Origin of the sequence: Dialister micraerophilus DSM 19965 (assembly GCF_000194985.1) — a bacterium.
Taxonomy (GTDB): domain Bacteria; phylum Bacillota; class Negativicutes; order Veillonellales; family Dialisteraceae; genus Dialister; species Dialister micraerophilus.
The window spans coordinates 231,134-248,881 of record NZ_GL878519.1 but is presented as its reverse complement, the minus strand read 5'-3'; the positions used below and the strand labels follow the sequence as shown (position 1 = coordinate 248,881).

At 33.1% G+C, this 17,748-nt stretch carries 15 protein-coding genes; 14 read left to right on the top strand and 1 reads right to left on the bottom strand.

What is annotated here, in order from left to right; all coding sequences use genetic code 11:
* Positions 1–23 precede the first annotated feature (23 nt).
* From HMPREF9083_RS01195 to HMPREF9083_RS01165, 7 genes are all read left to right on the top strand, one after another.
* The gene (locus HMPREF9083_RS01195) at positions 24–4,190 is read left to right on the top strand and encodes a translocation/assembly module TamB domain-containing protein (protein WP_155800566.1); all 4,167 of its coding nucleotides are present in this window, start codon (positions 24–26) and stop codon (positions 4,188–4,190) included.
* 188 nt (positions 4,191–4,378) lie between these two features.
* The gene (locus HMPREF9083_RS01190; RefSeq protein WP_035062545.1) at positions 4,379–6,400 is read left to right on the top strand and encodes a BamA/OMP85 family outer membrane protein; all 2,022 of its coding nucleotides are present in this window, start codon (positions 4,379–4,381) and stop codon (positions 6,398–6,400) included.
* A 98-nt stretch (positions 6,401–6,498) separates the two neighbouring features.
* Positions 6,499–7,023, top strand: a complete 525-nt coding sequence (locus HMPREF9083_RS01185) for an OmpH/Skp family outer membrane protein (protein ID WP_007555547.1) — start codon at positions 6,499–6,501, stop codon at positions 7,021–7,023.
* On the top strand, positions 7,023–7,940 hold the full coding sequence (locus tag HMPREF9083_RS01180; protein ID WP_007555546.1) for a hypothetical protein: 918 nt from the start codon (positions 7,023–7,025) through the stop codon (positions 7,938–7,940). Before HMPREF9083_RS01185 ends, HMPREF9083_RS01180 begins: the two co-directional genes overlap by 1 nt.
* Positions 7,941–7,948: 8 nt before the next feature.
* Positions 7,949–8,383: an OmpH/Skp family outer membrane protein gene (locus HMPREF9083_RS01175; protein WP_007554402.1), complete on the top strand. Its 435-nt coding sequence runs from the start codon at positions 7,949–7,951 to the stop codon at positions 8,381–8,383.
* A 1-nt stretch (position 8,384) separates the two neighbouring features.
* Positions 8,385–9,419 (top strand): UDP-3-O-(3-hydroxymyristoyl)glucosamine N-acyltransferase, encoded by a 1,035-nt coding sequence (gene lpxD, locus HMPREF9083_RS01170; RefSeq protein WP_007555545.1) that lies wholly within the window; start codon positions 8,385–8,387, stop codon positions 9,417–9,419.
* Positions 9,420–9,465: 46 nt separating this feature from the next.
* Positions 9,466–10,350: a lysophospholipid acyltransferase family protein gene (locus HMPREF9083_RS01165; RefSeq protein WP_007555544.1), complete on the top strand. Its 885-nt coding sequence runs from the start codon at positions 9,466–9,468 to the stop codon at positions 10,348–10,350.
* Positions 10,351–10,434: 84 nt separating this feature from the next.
* On the opposite strand, the gene HMPREF9083_RS01160 is transcribed toward HMPREF9083_RS01165, so the two are convergent.
* Positions 10,435–11,319 (bottom strand): fumarylacetoacetate hydrolase family protein, encoded by an 885-nt coding sequence (locus HMPREF9083_RS01160; RefSeq protein ID WP_007555543.1) that lies wholly within the window; start codon positions 11,317–11,319, stop codon positions 10,435–10,437.
* A 164-nt stretch (positions 11,320–11,483) separates the two neighbouring features.
* On the opposite strand from HMPREF9083_RS01160, the gene HMPREF9083_RS01155 reads away from it, so the two are divergent.
* From HMPREF9083_RS01155 to HMPREF9083_RS01125, 7 genes are all read left to right on the top strand, one after another.
* Complete coding sequence (locus HMPREF9083_RS01155) at positions 11,484–13,160, top strand: glutamine--tRNA ligase/YqeY domain fusion protein (RefSeq protein ID WP_007555542.1); 1,677 nt, start codon at positions 11,484–11,486, stop codon at positions 13,158–13,160.
* On the top strand, positions 13,157–13,789 hold the full coding sequence (locus HMPREF9083_RS01150) for a hypothetical protein (protein ID WP_035062778.1): 633 nt from the start codon (positions 13,157–13,159) through the stop codon (positions 13,787–13,789). Before HMPREF9083_RS01155 ends, HMPREF9083_RS01150 begins: the two co-directional genes overlap by 4 nt.
* Positions 13,790–13,890: 101 nt before the next feature.
* Positions 13,891–14,319 carry a flavodoxin gene (locus HMPREF9083_RS01145; protein ID WP_007554334.1) on the top strand — a complete coding sequence of 143 codons (429 nt, stop codon included), beginning with the start codon at positions 13,891–13,893 and terminating at the stop codon, positions 14,317–14,319.
* A gap of 20 nt (positions 14,320–14,339) precedes the next feature.
* Positions 14,340–14,768, top strand: a complete 429-nt coding sequence (locus tag HMPREF9083_RS01140; protein WP_007554457.1) for a flavodoxin — start codon at positions 14,340–14,342, stop codon at positions 14,766–14,768.
* A 152-nt stretch (positions 14,769–14,920) separates the two neighbouring features.
* On the top strand, positions 14,921–16,114 hold the full coding sequence (locus HMPREF9083_RS01135; protein WP_007555540.1) for a hypothetical protein: 1,194 nt from the start codon (positions 14,921–14,923) through the stop codon (positions 16,112–16,114).
* Positions 16,115–16,132: 18 nt separating this feature from the next.
* Positions 16,133–16,930, top strand: a complete 798-nt coding sequence (locus HMPREF9083_RS01130; RefSeq protein ID WP_007555539.1) for an undecaprenyl-diphosphate phosphatase — start codon at positions 16,133–16,135, stop codon at positions 16,928–16,930.
* 72 nt (positions 16,931–17,002) lie between these two features.
* Positions 17,003–17,719, top strand: coding sequence for an ATP-grasp domain-containing protein (locus HMPREF9083_RS01125; RefSeq protein WP_007555538.1), 717 nt, complete (start codon positions 17,003–17,005; stop codon positions 17,717–17,719).
* Positions 17,720–17,748: the final 29 nt, after the last annotated feature.

Below are 17,748 nucleotides of genomic sequence, written 5' to 3'. Positions count from 1 at the left end.
CCGGAAACTTAAAGTTTCATAATGTGCAAATAAAAGACAATGAAAACCAAGATGTTTTAAAGTCACCCGATTTAAATGTCGGGTGGTCTTTTTCATCTGCATATAAAGCATTTGTTAAAGGTGAAGGACTTACAGCATTAATTGATAATATTACAATTGAAAAACCTGAAATTACAGTAAGAGAAAAGAATGACAAATCATGGAATATTCAAAATTTGATTATAACCGATAAAGAAAAAAAGAAATCGAATTTTGATATGAATATAAAAGTAATTGACGGTAATGTTTCAATAAAACAGCAAAATAAACAAACTCAAAATTTGAAAAATATAAATTCCGTTATAAAATTGAAAAATGATTTTGAGTTGAAAGGTAAACTATCTGCAATATATGAAAACTCGAATGTTGATTTGGCATGGAATTATTTGAATTTCAATAATATTGAATTAACATTCGGAAGCGGAAAATTACCTTTGGTAAAAATACTCAACACTCTTCGTAAAAACGGAATAAAAATTCCTGATCTTCCGGTAACTGACGGAATTGCAACAATAAAAGCAGGGCATATAACGAAAAAGAATAATGAATGGTCGTATAGTATAAAAGGAAATATAGAAAAAGTTTTTGCAAAATATAAAGAATTTACTATATCGGAAACAAGTGCAAATGTAGATATAACAAACGGTAATGCATTTTTTGAAAATATAAACGGTAAAATAAATAATCAATCTGTTTTCGGATATTTTAAAATAAATTGGAACGGTAAAGAATCTGAAATTCAATCAAAATTCAGTACAAACGGTGCGGAACTTTATTCACTTGCGCCCTCTTTAGGTATGCATGGAAAATTGCAAGGGGATATACAAATAGGCGGGAGCTTAAACAATATATTTGCAACAGGACATGTAAATATTAATAATTTAAATAACGAAACATTTAATATAAAAGAAGTAAAAACTGATTTTAATTTCAATGATGATATCGTAAATTTAACTTCTTTAAATTTAAAAACAAAAGATGGAAAAGCACATGGACAAGCTTCATATAATTTAATAACGAAAGAATTCGGTACAGATATTGATTTAAATTCTATAAAATTGCAAGATGTAATTTTATCATCACCGATAGAAGGAACAATATCTGGAAACATAAAAGCCGAAGGAACTTATTCAGAAGGAATTAATTTATATTCGGCGAAAATCACAGGAACTGCAAATAATTTCAAGTATGAAGATGTACTTGGAAATAAAGCTGAAGTATTTGCAACATTCTCAGATAATGAATGGAATATAAAAACTTACGGAAGCGGAATTTCGGCAAAAGGTATTAATTTTGAAAATATAGAAGCGAATGTCACAAAAGAAGGCAATAATATTATATTGTACAGCGTAAAAGGATTTAATGACGGCGGAACAATTGCCGTAGAAGGTAATATTCAAGATAACAAAAATAACTTAAACATGTCTTTATACAACTGGAATATAGATTCGTTTTCCGGGTTTACAGGGCATAAGATTACCGGACGTACAACGGCCGATATTCAAATTCAAGGTGAATTTGCAAACCCGTATATTTCCGGAAATGCAGAAATATATAACGGATCTTTTGATGATATAACTTTTAAACATTCTTCAGGGAAATTCCATACCGATGAAAATGCTTTTAATATAGATTGTTTAAATATCCAAAAAGATAAAGATTTACATGTTGTAACGGGGAAAATTTATAGAGATAACGATAACACACTTGATTTATTTGTAAAAAGTTCAGGAATAAGAATTGAAAATGTTTTGCCGATTTTAAATTTATCCTATCCATTGACGGGAAATGCAGATAATGAACTTTATATAAAAGGTACTTTCAGAAATCCTGACATAGAAGGATATTTACATGCATGGGACGGATCTGTAAAAGGACAATTGTTTAAAAATATTTATGGAGATTATCGTTATAATAACGGAACATTATATATTCAAAACGGACAAGTAAATGCATATGGAGGAGCTGCAACCGTTGAAGGTACGGCATCTGAAAAACTTTTAAATTTGAATGTAAATGCTGTAGATATAGACTTGGAAAGTATATTACCCGAGAGAGGTATTTCCGGAAAAATCGGAGTGAAAGGACACTTAGGAGGAACGGCGACAGACCCTGACTTCGACGGTACCGTTTTAAGCCAATCTGTAAATTTGGGAAACAGCAATTTAGGATTGATTTCAGCTCAAATAAAATATAAGAATAATGTATTTTTAGTTCAAGACGGAAATTTCTATCAAGGAAATGCCAAGTTTAAGGTTAAAGGAAGATATAATATTCAAACATCTATGATTAATGGAAGTTTGAGCTATAATAATTGGAATTTATCGGATATTGTAAAAATTTTTAAGTTACCTGTACAAAATATTGACGGACAAGTAGACGGATATATAGGATTGTCCGGATCTATGTATGATACGAATGTTGATTTCAAAGCCGATGTAAACGGAGGGCATTTAGGGTCTACGGAAATAGGAAAAGGGAATATAGATATATCATATTTAAATAAAGAATTGAATATAAGGAATTTGAATATACCTGTAGGAAACGGAGTTTTGGCGGCAAAAGGAAGTATGTCTTCGGACGGTGTTTTCGATATGCAATTTGCTGCAAGAAATATGGATACCGAATGGATTCCGGAAGTTTTCGGAATAGATTCCAAAATAGGCGGAAAATTGACGGCTGCTCTTGTACTTGAAGGTACACGTAAAAATCCCGAAATGAATATTTCCGTAGGTATTGAAAATCCTGTATATAATGACTATAAATTTGATGAAATATCTTTAATGGGAGTTATTAAGAACAATATTATCGATGTGCAAAATGCACTTCTGATAAAAGATAAATATAAAGCAAGTATGAAAGGTGTGGCACCTTTAAGTTTGATAACAAGGAAACCTTCATCAAATGAAATTCCTATTGATTTGAAATTTAATTTGGATAATGCAGATATGAATGCACTTGCGCTGTTTTTCAGGCCTGTTCAAAAGGCAGAAGGCCCCGTTAAAGGACAATTGAAAGTGACGGGAGCATGGAACGATCCTAAAGTTTTGGGAGATATATCCGTTTCAAACGGCAGTATGACGTTGATAACGATGAATGAACCATTGAAATCCGTAAATTTAAATGCAAAATTTAAAGGTAACTCAATGGACTTGGAAGGTTCTGCATCAGTAGGGAAAGGAAATGTGTCATTAAAGGGAAGTGCCGATTGGGGTAGAAATAATGATTTTTCATACAATGGAGAATTTCACTTGCATGCGCCTGAAATAAAATCTCAATTTTATAACGGTGCAATTGATACCGACTTTAAATTTGAACCGTATGACGGAATGCCCGGCATGAAGGGAAATGTAAATATTCACAATGCAAGTTTGGATATACCTTTGCTGCAATCTGATGGAGAATTACCGAATATAATTACAGATATAGGAATAAATGTAGGTGAAAATGTAAGATTATATAACAGTGCATTGTACAATATGACAATTTCCGGTGATATACATATGGACGGAAGTCTTTCAAATCCGTTTATGACAGGAAGAATAAATGTAGATAAAGGCACTATAAAAGTTAATACAACTGAATTTAAAGTAGAAAAAGGACAAGCATTATGGGGTGGAAATCCGAATTCATTTATGCCTACCGTACACGTAGCGTCAAATGCAAATGTAGGAAATTATAAAATCGGTGCACAAATAGACGGAATTCCCGGAAACTTGGAAACGAAACTTCATAGTGAACCATATCTGAACGATTCACAAATTTTGATGTTGCTTACACTACATCAAAATCCTCACGCAAGTGCTGAAGATACAAATCAAAATGCATTTTTCAATGCAGGTTTGGCTATGTTGTTTAACGGTGGAGTAAAAGATTTTCTTACCGATAAAATAGGATTGGATATGATTTCGGTAACTTCCGGATTAAATGATTATAATGACAGTACAGGAATTGATAAAAATAATTTTTATTATATAAAAATCGGAAAATACATTTTCAATGATTTTATGCTTACTGCAACAGGAGGTCTTAATAACGAAGAAAGAAGCATAGGTTTCAGATATGATGTAAATCCACATTTAGGTATTTCTGCATGGTATAATAATAATCGCGACAGTTTTGTAGGTACAGACTGGAAATTTAAATTTTAAAAATAAAAAAATTGAAAAACTATTCTTATTTTAGTTATAAATGTATAATGTATAAGTTAAGAAAAATATAAGGACGGTGATAATAAATTTTACAAAAATTATTTTAAATTATGTTGATAACCGATAGATTATATAAAAGTTTGTATATTATTTTTCAAACTATGAAGGAAAAAACAGGGAGGTTTTTAATGATTAGTATCAGTAAGAAAAAGACATTGCTTGCGACTGCAGTACTTTTATCTCTTGGAGGAATGTCAGTATATGCACAAGTTCCGTCAATTAATGAAAATACCATGTCGCAGAGTACACTTTTGAATGTTTCAAACGGTGGCGGCAATAAATCTTCCGCGTCACAAGTTTTTGAAAAACAAATGGCGGAAAATGAAACTATACAAGGCTCTCAATTATATTTGTCCGATGACAGTAAAAAAGAAGTAAACAAACATACAGGAGAGTTGATTACATCTGTAGAATTTACCGGTATTGAAGAAAATGCAAAAGCTGAAATTGAATCTGAATTGAAAAGTAAAGTAGGAACGAAAGTTTCTGAAGTAAATATTGATGCGGATGTTGAAACGGTAAGTAAAATCGGTACTTTTTCACAAATAATTCCTGACTTTACAAATGTTCCTGAAGGCGTGAAATTGAACTATCGTTTGGTAAGCAATCCGGTTGTAAAATCTGTAGAGTTTGAAGGAAACAGCGTGTTTACAGATGCGCAGCTCAATTCCGTGATGCAAGTACAGCCAGGAGGCGTACTTAATGTTGCACAAGTAAACAGAAAAATAAAAGAAATTGAAGATATTTATTTAAAACAAGGATTTCTTCTTGTAAATATTTCCGATGTTTATATTAATGCGGAAGGTAAGTTACGTATAAAAATAAATGAAGGTAATGTTGAAAAAATAACTATTGTCGGAAATGAAAAAACTAAAGACAATGTTATCAAGAGAGAACTCAGATTTATGGAAGGTCAGCCGTTCAATAAGTTTTTGGCGAACAGAAGTATTGAACGTTTGTATAATTTAGGATTTTTTGAAGATGTAAACATGCGACTTCTTCCGGGTACAACTGAACATACTGTTGCAGTTGAAATCGGAGTAGTGGAACAAAAAACAGGTGTAATTACTGTGGGTGCAGGTTATTCCAAATCCGACGGTTTTGTAGGAGTTGTGGAAGTCGGTGAAACAAACTTCAGAGGAACCGGTGACAAAGTCAACTTCCATTGGGAATTCGGAGGCTCAGGGAAAGGTAAAAACTACCAAGTTTCATATACAAAACCGTGGATAAACAAGAACGGTGACTCCGCAGGATTTTCAATTTACAACAGACTTTACAAATATGTAGATTACAATGCTAAAGGTCAAGGAGTAGCACAGTACGATAAACGTAGAAAAGGCTGGAACATTACATGGGGACGTGTAAGTGATGAATATCGTACAAATTACTTAAATATCGAAAGTACAAAAGATAGCATAGATTTTAAAAGTTTTGAAGTGTTAAGCGGTTTAGAAGAAGCTGCATTAGAAGCTCAGAAAAAGTGGATGGAATCACATAAAGAACCTAAAGATGAAGATGAACATAAACAGTGGGAAATTGATAAGAAAAAGGTAGCAAGTGATAAGATTGCCGAATCTGAAGAAGCAATAAGAAAGAGTACAGGCAGAACAAACAGTATTACATTTACACATGTATACGACAGTCGTGATAATTTCTTCAATGCTACGAAAGGTAAGCGTATTTCCGTATCTGCACAGTGGGGTGGACACGGACTCGGCGGAGATTTTGATTTTTACAAAGTTTCCGGAGAAGGACGTTTCTACAAAGGATTACGTAACGGTCACACATTGGCACTGCGTGTAATGGGCGGTTACATACATGGAAATATTGCATACGGTAATTTGTTCAGTTTGGGCGGATCCAACACATTACGCGGATACGAAGATGAACAGTTCAAAGGTAAGAAGATGTATGCCGCAACATTGGAATACAGATTCCCGATTGCAAAGAAAATTCAGGGTGTAGTATTTACAGATGTAGGTAGTGCATGGGACGTAGGCGGATCGATGCCGTGGTATGTGGACAGCAAATCTATAAACTATGCATATGGTGTCGGCGTGAGATTACAAACTCCAATCGGACCTATTCGTTTGGACTACGGTCACGGCGATCAGAATAAATTCCACTTCAGTTTCGGAACACAATTCTGATATTAATAACAGAAATATGAAGAAATGAGCGGTTCAATTATGTTCCGCTCTTTCGGATATTGTATAAAAATTAAAAACCTTTAAGGAGCAAAAATATTATGATGAGTTTTTTGGGTAATAAAAAGTATATAAAGATTTTTTCATTTGTCATCGCAGCAGTATTTATTATTTCGGTAGGAGCAATTGCCGTTACATCTATGGGTAATACTGCTATGGCTTCGCCGAAATCCGATATAGGGATTGTAAACCGTAGAGAAGTTGTTTCCGCAAACAGCAGTTTAGCTTCAGATTATCAGCAAAAATTAAAAGAAACTGCAGATAAAATGCAACAAGACTTTGATGCAAAATCAAAAGATTTAAGCGATGCAGATAAACAGAAACTTTTTGAAGAAATGCAACAACAATTTAACGAAAAGAGATCTGCAATAGATAAAGAAATGGAAGATAAGATTAACGGTGCTGTAAAAACTGTAGCCGAAAAGAGAGGCCTGACACTTGTAGTGGAAAAAGCTGCAGTTATTTATGGTGGAACAGATATAACAAAGGATGTCTCCGATGCATTAAATAAATCTCTTACATCCGATAAAGGACAAGCAGAGAAAGCCTCCGCAGATAAGAAGTGATGAATAAAAAAACTTTCTGGGCGGCATTACTTGTAGGAGTCGGTATATTAATCGGAGGATGCGGACAAAAACAAGAATCTGCAATGCCCGCAGTTTACGGTGTAGCGGATTATGAAACACTTATTAAATCTCATCCTAAATATTCCGAGTATTTCAGACTTGAAACGGAATACAATCATTTGATACAGCAATACAGTAATGAACGTAATCAAATGATGAAAGTTTATTCGATGAAAACTCAAGTCGATAATGCGATGCAAGATAAAAATGCTTTAGAATCCGCACAAAAAGAATTGCAATCTCGAATTAAAGCAAAAGAAAATGAATTAAATGAAAAATTGAAAAAAACATATGAGAATATTTCAGCAAAACATAATAAGAATGTTTTAATTGATAAAAATAATTTTGATGATAATATCCGCATTGCAAATCTTCAAATGAAATTTGTAGTAACAGGTATAAGTCAGGAAGAAAAAGAAAAAGCGGAAAAAGAATTGCAAGAATTGTTAAAAAACAGAAGTATCTCAAATGAAGATTTTTCAGATTGGACTGAAGAAGAAAAAACATTTTTCATAAAAGAAAAAGAAAAAGCAGCCGATGAATTGGAGGCTTTTGCAAAATCTTCAGCAGAAAAAATAAAATCGGAAATCGGTAAAAAATCAATTCAAAAATTTGATTCCGAAGAAAAAGTTTATCCTGAACTGAAATCATGGGATGAGAATTGGCAACATAAATTGGAATTGAAACAAAAGCAAATGGCGAAGATAAAATCTGAAATTATGGAAGATATAAGAAAAGATGCTGAAAGAGTTGCATTGGAAAAAAATTTATCTATGATTTTTTCAGAACATACCATTAATGTGAGTGCTGTTGACGTTACCGGTGATATAGTAAGTAAAATAATACAGGAAGAGTAGGAAAAAATATGAAATTATGGAAAAAATCCGCACTTATTGCAATGATTGCAGCGGCAACCGTTTTATCGGGGTGCGGAAGTGAAAAAGTAGGTGTAGTGGATTTTGAGAAAATACAAAATGAATCACCTAAGATTAAAGAGATACAAAAAGAAGTAATAAATAAAGATGCAGAAATAAGAGCACGTTTGGCTAAAGAAACAGAAGGACTTTCCGAAGAAGAAGCCCAAAAGAAAGCTGCTGCAGCACAACAAGAGCAAATGATTTTCGTACAAAGCAAACATAAGCAAGTAGAATCTATAGTAAACTCACAATGTGAAGCGGTAGCTAAAGAAAAAGGATTGAGTATTGTCATGCATAAAGGTGCAGTACCTGAAGGCGCAATAGATGTGACAGAAGATGTTTTAAAGAAAATAAATAATTCAGGAACTGAAACGGGAAAATAAGATGCAAAAAACTATCGGAGAAATAGCAAATTTATTGGGCGGAACTTTATACGGTAATCCTGATATAATCATTAAAGATGTCAAAAGTGCCGAATCTGCAGGTCCTGAACACGCAACGTTTGCAAAAGGTGTTTATGTTGAATATATAAATCAATTTAAAGCCGGTGTAATTCTTGTAGATTCACCAATTGAAAATTGTGATAAAAACTTAATAGTGGTACGTGATTGTCGAGGTGCTTTCGGAAAACTTATAGAAATTTTTTATCCGGAAAAAACATTTGCTCCGCAAATACATCCTACTGCTGTAATAGGTAAGAATGTAAAAATTTCAGAAAGTGCTTGTATAATGGCATATACGGTTATCGGAGATAATGTAACTGTAGATGAAAAAACCGTTATTTTCCCGTTTGTATATATAGGTGAAAATAGCGTAATCGGAAAAAATTGTGAAATAAATCCGGGCGCGGTAATACATGAAAATACCGTTATCGGCGATAAAGTAGTAATTCGAGCACATGCAGTTGTAGGAAGTCAGGGGTTCGGTTTTTCAACTGATGAAAACGGGCATCATACACATATAAAGCAATTGGGGAAAGTAGTAGTAGGCGATGATGTCGAATTGGGTGCAGGGACAACCGTAGACAACGGTGCAATGAATGATACAGTAATAAGAAGAGGAACAAAGATTGATAACTTGGTACATCTCGGACACAATGTAGAAGTCGGAGAAGATTGTTTCATTATTGCGCAAACAGGTGTTGCAGGAAGTACAAAAATCGGAAATAAATGTGTACTTGCCGGACAGTCCGGAGTTGCAGGTCATGTTAAAATTGCAGACAATGTAACTGTCGGTGCAAAAAGTGCAGTTATAGGAAATATCTCCGAATCCGGATTTTATGTAGGATTTCCTGCAAAGAAACATGCTAAATGGGGGCGTATAGAAGCAACGCTTAACAAGCTGCCCGATATATTAAAAAAAGTTCGTAAATTGGATAAAACAGTAACTGAATTTGAAAATAAGCTGAAAAATACATAAAAGGTGCAATTGCATCTTTTTTGTTTATCTTGATTGAAGGAGTACTATGAACGTTACATACGGAATTATGAAAGGTCTTGCAAAAATAGCATGTAATTTATCTGAAGAAAAAGCAAATTACATGGGAGAATTGATGGGCAGATTATTTCTAAAATTAATTCCCTTAAAAAGGAAACAAATCTCAATACAAAATATTTTGCGTACCGAAATTACCGATGACATAAAAAAAGCTGAAGAAATAGCAAAATCTTCTGCATTAAGATTTGGTCCTATGTGTGTATCCATGTTTCGTTTTCCTTTATTAGATAAAAAAAATCCTTCAAAATATGCAAATATAGAAGGAAAAGAATATTTGGATGAGTTGATAAAAAACAAAAAAGGTTGTATTTTAGCCACAGGACATTCCGGTAATTGGGAAATGCTCGGTGCGTTGCTTGCTATGTACGGATACCCTCTACTTTCGGTTGCCATGAAGCAAAGCAATCAAGGATTTGATCGTTTTTTAGTCGAATACAGAAGCTTGACCGGACAAAAAATTGAATATAAGACCGGAGTAAGAGATATGTATAGACGTTTGAAAGAAGGATATTTTATTGCTCTTTTATGCGATCAAGATCCGGGGAAAACCGGTATATTATCAGATTTTTTTAATATACCTACACTTACTGCAACCGGTCCTGCACATTTATCATTATTATGCGATGCACCTGTCGTATCCGTAATGATACATCAAGAAAAAAATAAGAAGTATAAAGTAAAAATTTGGGAGCCTATAAAAGCTGAAAAAAATTTATCAAAAAAAGAATCTATCAAGCAAATTACCGATATAATAAATAAACGACTTGAAGAATGGATAAAAAAATATCCGGAAGAATGGTTTTGGTTGCATAGAAGATGGAAATCTACAGACAAATTAAATAAGAAAGCATAATAAAAAGAGTTTAAATACTTTTGATACGTTCCTCTTTACCGGTTTATCCGGTAAGAGGTACATATCATATATTTGAACTCTTTTTTATTTTACATTATTTACCAATGAACCTATATTACTTATGGTGATTTCAATTTTATCTCCGGATTTAAGAAACTTCGGAGGATTAAAGCCCATTCCGACTCCCTGAGGAGTTCCGGTTGCGATAATATCTCCCGGAAGTAAAGTTATACCTTTGGAAAGATTCGAAATAATTTTTGAAATGGAAAAAATCATATTATCGGTTGAATCTTTTTGGCGTAATTCACCGTTTACTTTTGTTTCAATTGTAAATGAAGTATTGTTAGAACCTGTTAATATTACAGGGCCTATCGGGCAAAATGTATCCAAACTTTTTCCTTTGAACCACTGCTCGTGAGAACGCTGTAAATCTCTGGAAGTAATATCATTTATAATTGTATAACCGTAAATATAATTCAGTGCGTCTTCTTCCTTTATATCCGTTCCTTTTTTACCGATTACAATTGCAAGCTCACCCTCATAATCAAGCTCTTTTGAAATATCGTAATGTCTGATTATGCTTTTGTTTGTAGCGGTAAGTGAAGATGCAGCTTTTGTGAAAAATACTGGAGTACTTGGAATATCATTCGTATTTTCAAATTCTTTTACATGAGATTTGTAATTTTTACCTACACAAAAAATATTTCTGCCTGAAATGAACGGAATTTCAATCTCTACATCATTTATTGAAATGGTAGGTACAGCGTTATCCTTTTCATTCATAGCCAGACATTTTTCCAAATTTATAAGACCTTCATCTCCCGAATTTATGAAAGAAAAAAGATTTTCTGAAAGAGGAATGAAGTATGTTTCCTCAAGCAATTCGGAAGGAATTATTTCTTTATCATCACTTGATAGAACACCCCATTGTGTAAGTCCTTTATAATTATATGTTATTAATTTACGCATTTTTAACTCCTTTACGATATCTTATACAATTATAAATAATTTTTTTGTTTTTCAAAATAAAATTTGCAATATAAACAGTATACAATTGCTTAAACTATTTTACTATACATACTTTATAGATTATAATAGTAAATAATATTTATCGGGGAAATGAGGAGGTTTATATGAGCGAAACCAAATCGGCTTCAAATTTTATTGAAGCGGAAATAAATAAAGATATAGAGAACAATGTTTATGAAAATAATCGTGTTTTAACAAGATTTCCGCCGGAACCGAACGGATATTTACATGTAGGACATGTAAAAAGTATTTGTTTGAATTTCGGATTGGGAGAAAAATATTATGGGGAAACAAACGTAAGATTTGATGATACAAATCCTACGAAAGAAGATGTCGAATACGTCAATTCAATTTTATATGATGTAAAGTGGCTGGGATTTCATTGGAAAGAACCTGTTCATTATGCATCGGATTACTTTCCGGAACTTTATGAATATGCATGCAAATTGATAAGAATGGGATTGGCATATGTAGATGACCAATCGAGTGAAGAAATTCATGATACACGTGGGGATTTGGAACATCCGGGCGTTGAAAGTCCGTGGCGTAATCGCAGCGTGGAAGAAAATTTGCGTTTATTTAAAGAAATGAAAGAAGGCAAGTACAAAGACGGTGAAAAAGTACTTCGTGCAAAAATAGATATGGCATCTCCTAATATGGTTATGCGCGATCCTGTTTTGTATCGTATTTTACATGTAGCTCATCATCGTACAGGTAATGAATGGTGTATTTATCCGATGTATGATTTTGCACATCCGTTATCCGATGCGATTGAAAAAATTACACATTCAGTATGTACAGTGGAATTTGAAGAAAGAAGACCGCTTTACAACTGGTGCTTGCAAGCATACGAAGGAAAAGAAAAACCTCGCCAAATAGAATTTGCAAGATTAAATGTCACTACTATGATTACAAGTAAGCGTAAACTGCGCAGATTGGTGGAATCAGGTGTGGTTTCAGGATGGGACGATCCTCGTATGCCGACAATTTCAGGAATAAGAAGAAGAGGATATACTCCGGAATCATTAAGACATTTTTGTGACTTGATAGGAGTTGCAAAAGCCGACAGTTTAGTTGATATAGGCATGCTTGAATATTGTATACGTGAAGATTTGAAGAAAAAAGTACCAAGAATAATGACAGTTATAGATCCTGTTAAGGTTGTTCTTACAAATTACCCTGAAGATAAAGTTGAATACATGACAATGGAAAACAATCCGGAAGATTTATCTATGGGAGAACGTAAAGTAGCATTCGGCAGAGAATTATACATAGAACGTGAAGATTTCATGGAAGTTCCGGCAAGGAAATTCTTCCGTATGACACCGGGTAAAGAAGTCAGATTGAAGGGTGCATACATAGTACGCTGCGATGAAGTTATCAAGGATGAAAACGGAGAAATTAAAGAAATTCATTGTACTTGTGATATGGAAACAAGAAGCGGAACGCCCGGTGCGGATAGAAAAGTAAAAGGTACGTTGCATTGGGTAAGTGCAAAAGATGCGGTAGATATTACTGCAAGACTTTATGATTATATGTTCTCGCCGGATGATGAAGATGACGGACGTGACTTTATAGATAAAGTAAATCCGAAATCTTTAATCATAATGAAATCTAAAGCGGAATCTGCAATAAAGAATTACAAAGTAGGAGACAGATTCCAATTTTTGAGAAAAGGTTATTTTATAATAGACAAAGATACAAACGATAATGAAATTGTTGTAAACAGAATAGTAGGATTGAGAGATACTTGGGCAAAATTACAAAAGAAAACAAAATGATAAAACAAAAAATAATTGCATTTGCAATATCATTAATTATATTTTCAAGTATTAATAATGTAGTAAATGCAAAAACATGGAATTTTGAAAATATAGGTAAGACCAAATTGCCTGAGGCGATAAGTATTGATGAGGGAGAACAAAAAACACTCTCCTTTGAAAAATTTGGTGGAATAAAGGAATTTTTTATTCATTCGGGTGCAACGTCTGGTCATTACTATACTATGACCTACAATAAGCCTCCGCATTATTCATATGGGTGGGCAACAAGTCAAGTCTTGGGATCACCGTATTTATTGGAAAATAATTTATATGAGTATAAAAATGCGCCGATAGAAGAAAAATTCGATGCAATCGCACATGATTTGAATTTGAAAATTGCACAAAACAATGCTTTGTATAAAAATCAAAATCCTTTAAAAAAAATCAAAAGGAATAAAAATTACTGTTGGGAAGGAACTTTTTCCATTCCGAGATATGAAAAAGGTATTGTGTATAACGAAGAATATCAACTCGTTTTACAACACGACAAGTATCAAATTTATTTGGGAATTGTTTGTTACGACGGAGATATTCGGGATATGAAAAATATAGTAAGTGATATACTTGTAAAAAGAGAATTTAAATAATATTAAATTTATGTATTTCGATATAATTATATTGACAATACAAAAACGAATAAGTATAGTATAGTTGTCGTAAATTTAATACGTCTTTTAGGAGGAATATAATGTCTAAAATTGTTATTGTATATTGGACAGGTTCAGGTAATACGGAAGCAATGGCACATGCAGTAGAAGAAGGAGCACAAAATGCAGGTGCCGAAGTATCTTTAAATTTTGTAAGTGATATATCTGCAGATGAAGCGGCTTCATTCGACCACATTGCATTGGGATGTCCTGCAATGGGAAATGAGCAGTTGGAAGAATACGAATTCGAACCGTTCTTTGAAGAATTATTGCCGCAATTGCAAGGTAAGAAAGTTGTAATTTTCGGTTCATATTCATGGAACGAAGGTGATTGGATACAACTGTGGAAAGATCGCCTCAATGAAGCAGGTGTGGAACTTGTTGCCGAACCTGTAAAGGCATATAGCTATCCTGAAGACGATGTTTTGGAAGCATGCAAAGCATTAGGAGAAAGTTTGGCTAATGCATAGCGTGTAATATAGGAGGTATTATGGCTAAGGTAGCTATTGTTTATTGGACAGGATCCGGAAATACCGAAGCAATGGCACACGCAGTAGAAGAAGGAGCACAAAATGCAGGAGCTGAAGTTGCATTGAATTTTGTGAGTGATGTTACTGCAGACGAAATCGCTTCATTTGATCACATTGCATTAGGATGTCCGGCATCGGGAAATGAGCAATTGGAAGAATACGAATTTGAACCTTTTTTTGAAGAATTGTTGCCTCAATTACAAAATAAAAAAGTAGCAATTTTCGGTTCATACTCATGGAATCAAGGCGATTGGATGCAAATATGGAAACAACGCTTGAATGATGAAGGAATAGAAACAATTGCCGAACCTGTTGTTGCCTACGGTTATCCGGAAGACGATATTTTGGAAGAATGTAAGAAACTCGGTGAAACTTTAGCAAACGCCTGAATATAGTGAATAAAGCACTTTATGTATTGTTTAAAATCAGTATATAAAGTGCTTATTTGTATTTGGTAAAAATTTATCTTCAAAAAAAACAATTTTAGGTTATAATAATCAAAGCGGCTTAAATCAATATACATTTCAAGAAAGAGGAATTAATGAAATATAATCGTATTATAAAATTGGCCACAGCTATATCGTTCATGTGTGCTGTAACTATGAGCGACTGTGCTTATGCAAATATTACAAATAATGTATTTTTAGCAGAGAATAAAAATGTTTCGGAAGTTAAAAGTACTGAAAAAAATAAAACCGATTTGGAAAAAATAAAAAAACCGGAAAATTCAGAAAATAAAGAAAATTCGGAAAACAAAAAAGAAAACGCTAAAAAAACCGAAAAAGAAAATAAATCTGAAAATGAAACAATAAAAAAAGAAATAAATAAAATTATTTCCATAAATAAAAAACCTTTAAGTGATGAAGACTTTATGTTTAACGGAATATCACTTGGAGATTCCGTTAAATCACTTAAAAAAGTTTTAGGAAAATCAGATTCGGTGATTGAAGGCAATATAAGAGATAAATATGTTTGGGGAAATTTTGATGTTACAGTAGAAAAAGAATTTCCCTACTCATATATAAAACGACAAGATTTGAATTTGAAAAAAGTTATATCCGGAACCGGAATATCTTCATTTTACATTTTCGGTAAAAATGCCGAAACGTATAGAAATATATCGGTAGGAACATCGAGAGAATCTGTAATACGTTCATACGGTAAACCGTCACAACTTTTATGGGACGGAAAAGAAAACAGTTATTACTTTGTTTATCAAAAAGGAAATAAAAAAATATACTTCAATATAAAAGATGATAAAGTTAAATCCATAACGGTTTCTTTGACACCTCCTGAATATTATAAAGAAGATAATCATAAAAAAACAGACAAAATTTCAGTAACGGATAATGATTTGACTATTGCAGGTTTCAAGCTCGGAGATAAATTTGAACCTCATCCGTGGCAATCATGGATCAGTAAAAATACAGGTGTAAGTGAAGAAGTGTGGTATTATCCGGGGTATGGTGTTCGTGTAACGTCAAAAAGTAAGTTGATAAACGGATTATTTTTGGACAACTCCGGAATGTTGACATCAAGAGGAATAGCGAAAGGTGATTTACAGTCTACACTTGAATACATTTATGGAGAACCGGATAAAGTGGAAGTAAGTACCGAAGGTAATAATCCTCAAACGGCATACATTTATTTCTCACCGAGTAAAATGAACCTTATGGTTGTATATATAAATAAAGGGAAAATAAGTAACGTAGTTATAACAAAAAACATAAATTAATAATAAAAGAGGTGCTGAATGTATCAGTATTTTTGTGCAGTTATTATCGGTATAGTTGAAGGAATGACGGAATATTTACCGGTATCAAGCACAGGACATATGATTATTGTTTCATCAATGCTGAATTTTACAGGAGATTTGGCAAAATTTTTTGAAGTTTTTATTCAATTGGGGGCAATACTTTCCGTTTTGGTAGTATATAAAGAAAAATTTATTTTCATGTTGGATACTCACCATTGGTTCAGAAAAAAAGGACCGTCATGTTTCAATATAATCATTTCGATGATACCGGCATGTGTTATGGGACTTTTATTTCACGGAATGATAAAAAAATATCTTTTCGGACCTGAAACGGTAATTATAGGTTTGATAATAGGCGGTATTTTTATGATTTACGGAGAAAATAAAGTCAAAAGAAAAAATGTTTCCGTAAAAAATGTTGAAGATATAAATACAAAACAAGCATTTAAAATAGGATTGTTTCAATGTTTGTCACTCTGGCCCGGATTTTCACGAAGCGGCAGTACGATAGCAGGCGGACTTCTGCTCGGAGTTTCAAGAAAAGCGGCAGCAGACTTTTCATTTATAATGGCGGTACCGCTTATGTTTTTGGCAACGCTCTATGATTTGCTTAAAAACATCAAGTACTTGCATTTTTCCGATATAGGTGTACTGCTCACAGGATTTATAGTATCGTTCATAGTAGCTTATTTATCCATTGTGTGGTTTTTGAAATTCTTGAATAAATACAATTTGACAGGATTTGCATTATACAGATTTTTAGTTGCAATAGTGGCATTTTTATTTGTGATTTGATTAACTTGCTAAAGAATAATAAAAAATGTTATTATTAAAGTGTATAATTTAATACATCCCGGAGGTGTCTCCATGGAAGTGTATATAAGAACCGATCAATCCGGTGAACCATATGATTCCGGTTCTTATTGTGCTTTACAAGCATGTAAGAATTTGAATATAAATGTAAAAAAATATAAAATTGTGTATTCATTACAAAATTACGATATAGAAAATTTAATAGTGGGTACAGTTTCGGATATAAAAGAAATATTGGATCAAAACGGTATAGAAGTGGAACCGCTTGATTATCCGTCTGAATTGAAACAGTTTTTAGGTAGAGAAATTTGGAAATCTACATTATTTGATGTTATAAAAAATATCGAAGAACCTATATTTGTAAAACCGGTATATGAGACAAAAAGATTTTCCGGAACGGTATTGGAAAAATCCGATGATGCGGTAAAACTTGGCGGAAGTCTGACAGATATAGACGTTTGGTGCAGTAAAACGGTAAAATTTGTATCTGAATGGAGATTGTGGGTATTGCATGGAGAAATAGTTGCTCTTACACCTTATCGAGGTAAATGGGATATTTTTCCGGATACGGGTATTTTAAAAAAAGCCGTTTCATTATTTAAATCGGCACCTTCAGCCTATGCACTTGATTTTGCAATTACAGATAAAAATGAAACACTGCTTGTAGAATTCAGTGATGCATACGGATTGCAAAGTATGGGATTGAATCCGAATTTATATTTGAAAATATTAACTGCAAGATGGAAAGAATTGGTATCAAACGTAAAATAACAATTTATTTTGCAAATTAATTTGTTTGG

What these genes read in the sequence shown, in the direction of transcription:
- HMPREF9083_RS01190 (WP_035062545.1), top strand. Translation starts at nt 4,379, where the DNA reads ATGATTAGTATCAGTAAGAAAAAGACATTGCTTGCGACTGCAGTACTT.
- HMPREF9083_RS01185 (WP_007555547.1), top strand. Translation starts at nt 6,499, where the DNA reads ATGATGAGTTTTTTGGGTAATAAAAAGTATATAAAGATTTTTTCATTT.
- HMPREF9083_RS01180 (WP_007555546.1), top strand. Translation starts at nt 7,023, where the DNA reads ATGAATAAAAAAACTTTCTGGGCGGCATTACTTGTAGGAGTCGGTATA.
- HMPREF9083_RS01175 (WP_007554402.1), top strand. Translation starts at nt 7,949, where the DNA reads ATGAAATTATGGAAAAAATCCGCACTTATTGCAATGATTGCAGCGGCA.
- lpxD (WP_007555545.1), top strand. Translation starts at nt 8,385, where the DNA reads ATGCAAAAAACTATCGGAGAAATAGCAAATTTATTGGGCGGAACTTTA.
- HMPREF9083_RS01165 (WP_007555544.1), top strand. Translation starts at nt 9,466, where the DNA reads ATGAACGTTACATACGGAATTATGAAAGGTCTTGCAAAAATAGCATGT.
- HMPREF9083_RS01160 (WP_007555543.1), bottom strand. Translation starts at nt 11,319, where the DNA reads ATGCGTAAATTAATAACATATAATTATAAAGGACTTACACAATGGGGT.
- HMPREF9083_RS01155 (WP_007555542.1), top strand. Translation starts at nt 11,484, where the DNA reads ATGAGCGAAACCAAATCGGCTTCAAATTTTATTGAAGCGGAAATAAAT.
- HMPREF9083_RS01150 (WP_035062778.1), top strand. Translation starts at nt 13,157, where the DNA reads ATGATAAAACAAAAAATAATTGCATTTGCAATATCATTAATTATATTT.
- HMPREF9083_RS01145 (WP_007554334.1), top strand. Translation starts at nt 13,891, where the DNA reads ATGTCTAAAATTGTTATTGTATATTGGACAGGTTCAGGTAATACGGAA.
- HMPREF9083_RS01140 (WP_007554457.1), top strand. Translation starts at nt 14,340, where the DNA reads ATGGCTAAGGTAGCTATTGTTTATTGGACAGGATCCGGAAATACCGAA.
- HMPREF9083_RS01135 (WP_007555540.1), top strand. Translation starts at nt 14,921, where the DNA reads ATGAAATATAATCGTATTATAAAATTGGCCACAGCTATATCGTTCATG.
- HMPREF9083_RS01130 (WP_007555539.1), top strand. Translation starts at nt 16,133, where the DNA reads ATGTATCAGTATTTTTGTGCAGTTATTATCGGTATAGTTGAAGGAATG.
- HMPREF9083_RS01125 (WP_007555538.1), top strand. Translation starts at nt 17,003, where the DNA reads ATGGAAGTGTATATAAGAACCGATCAATCCGGTGAACCATATGATTCC.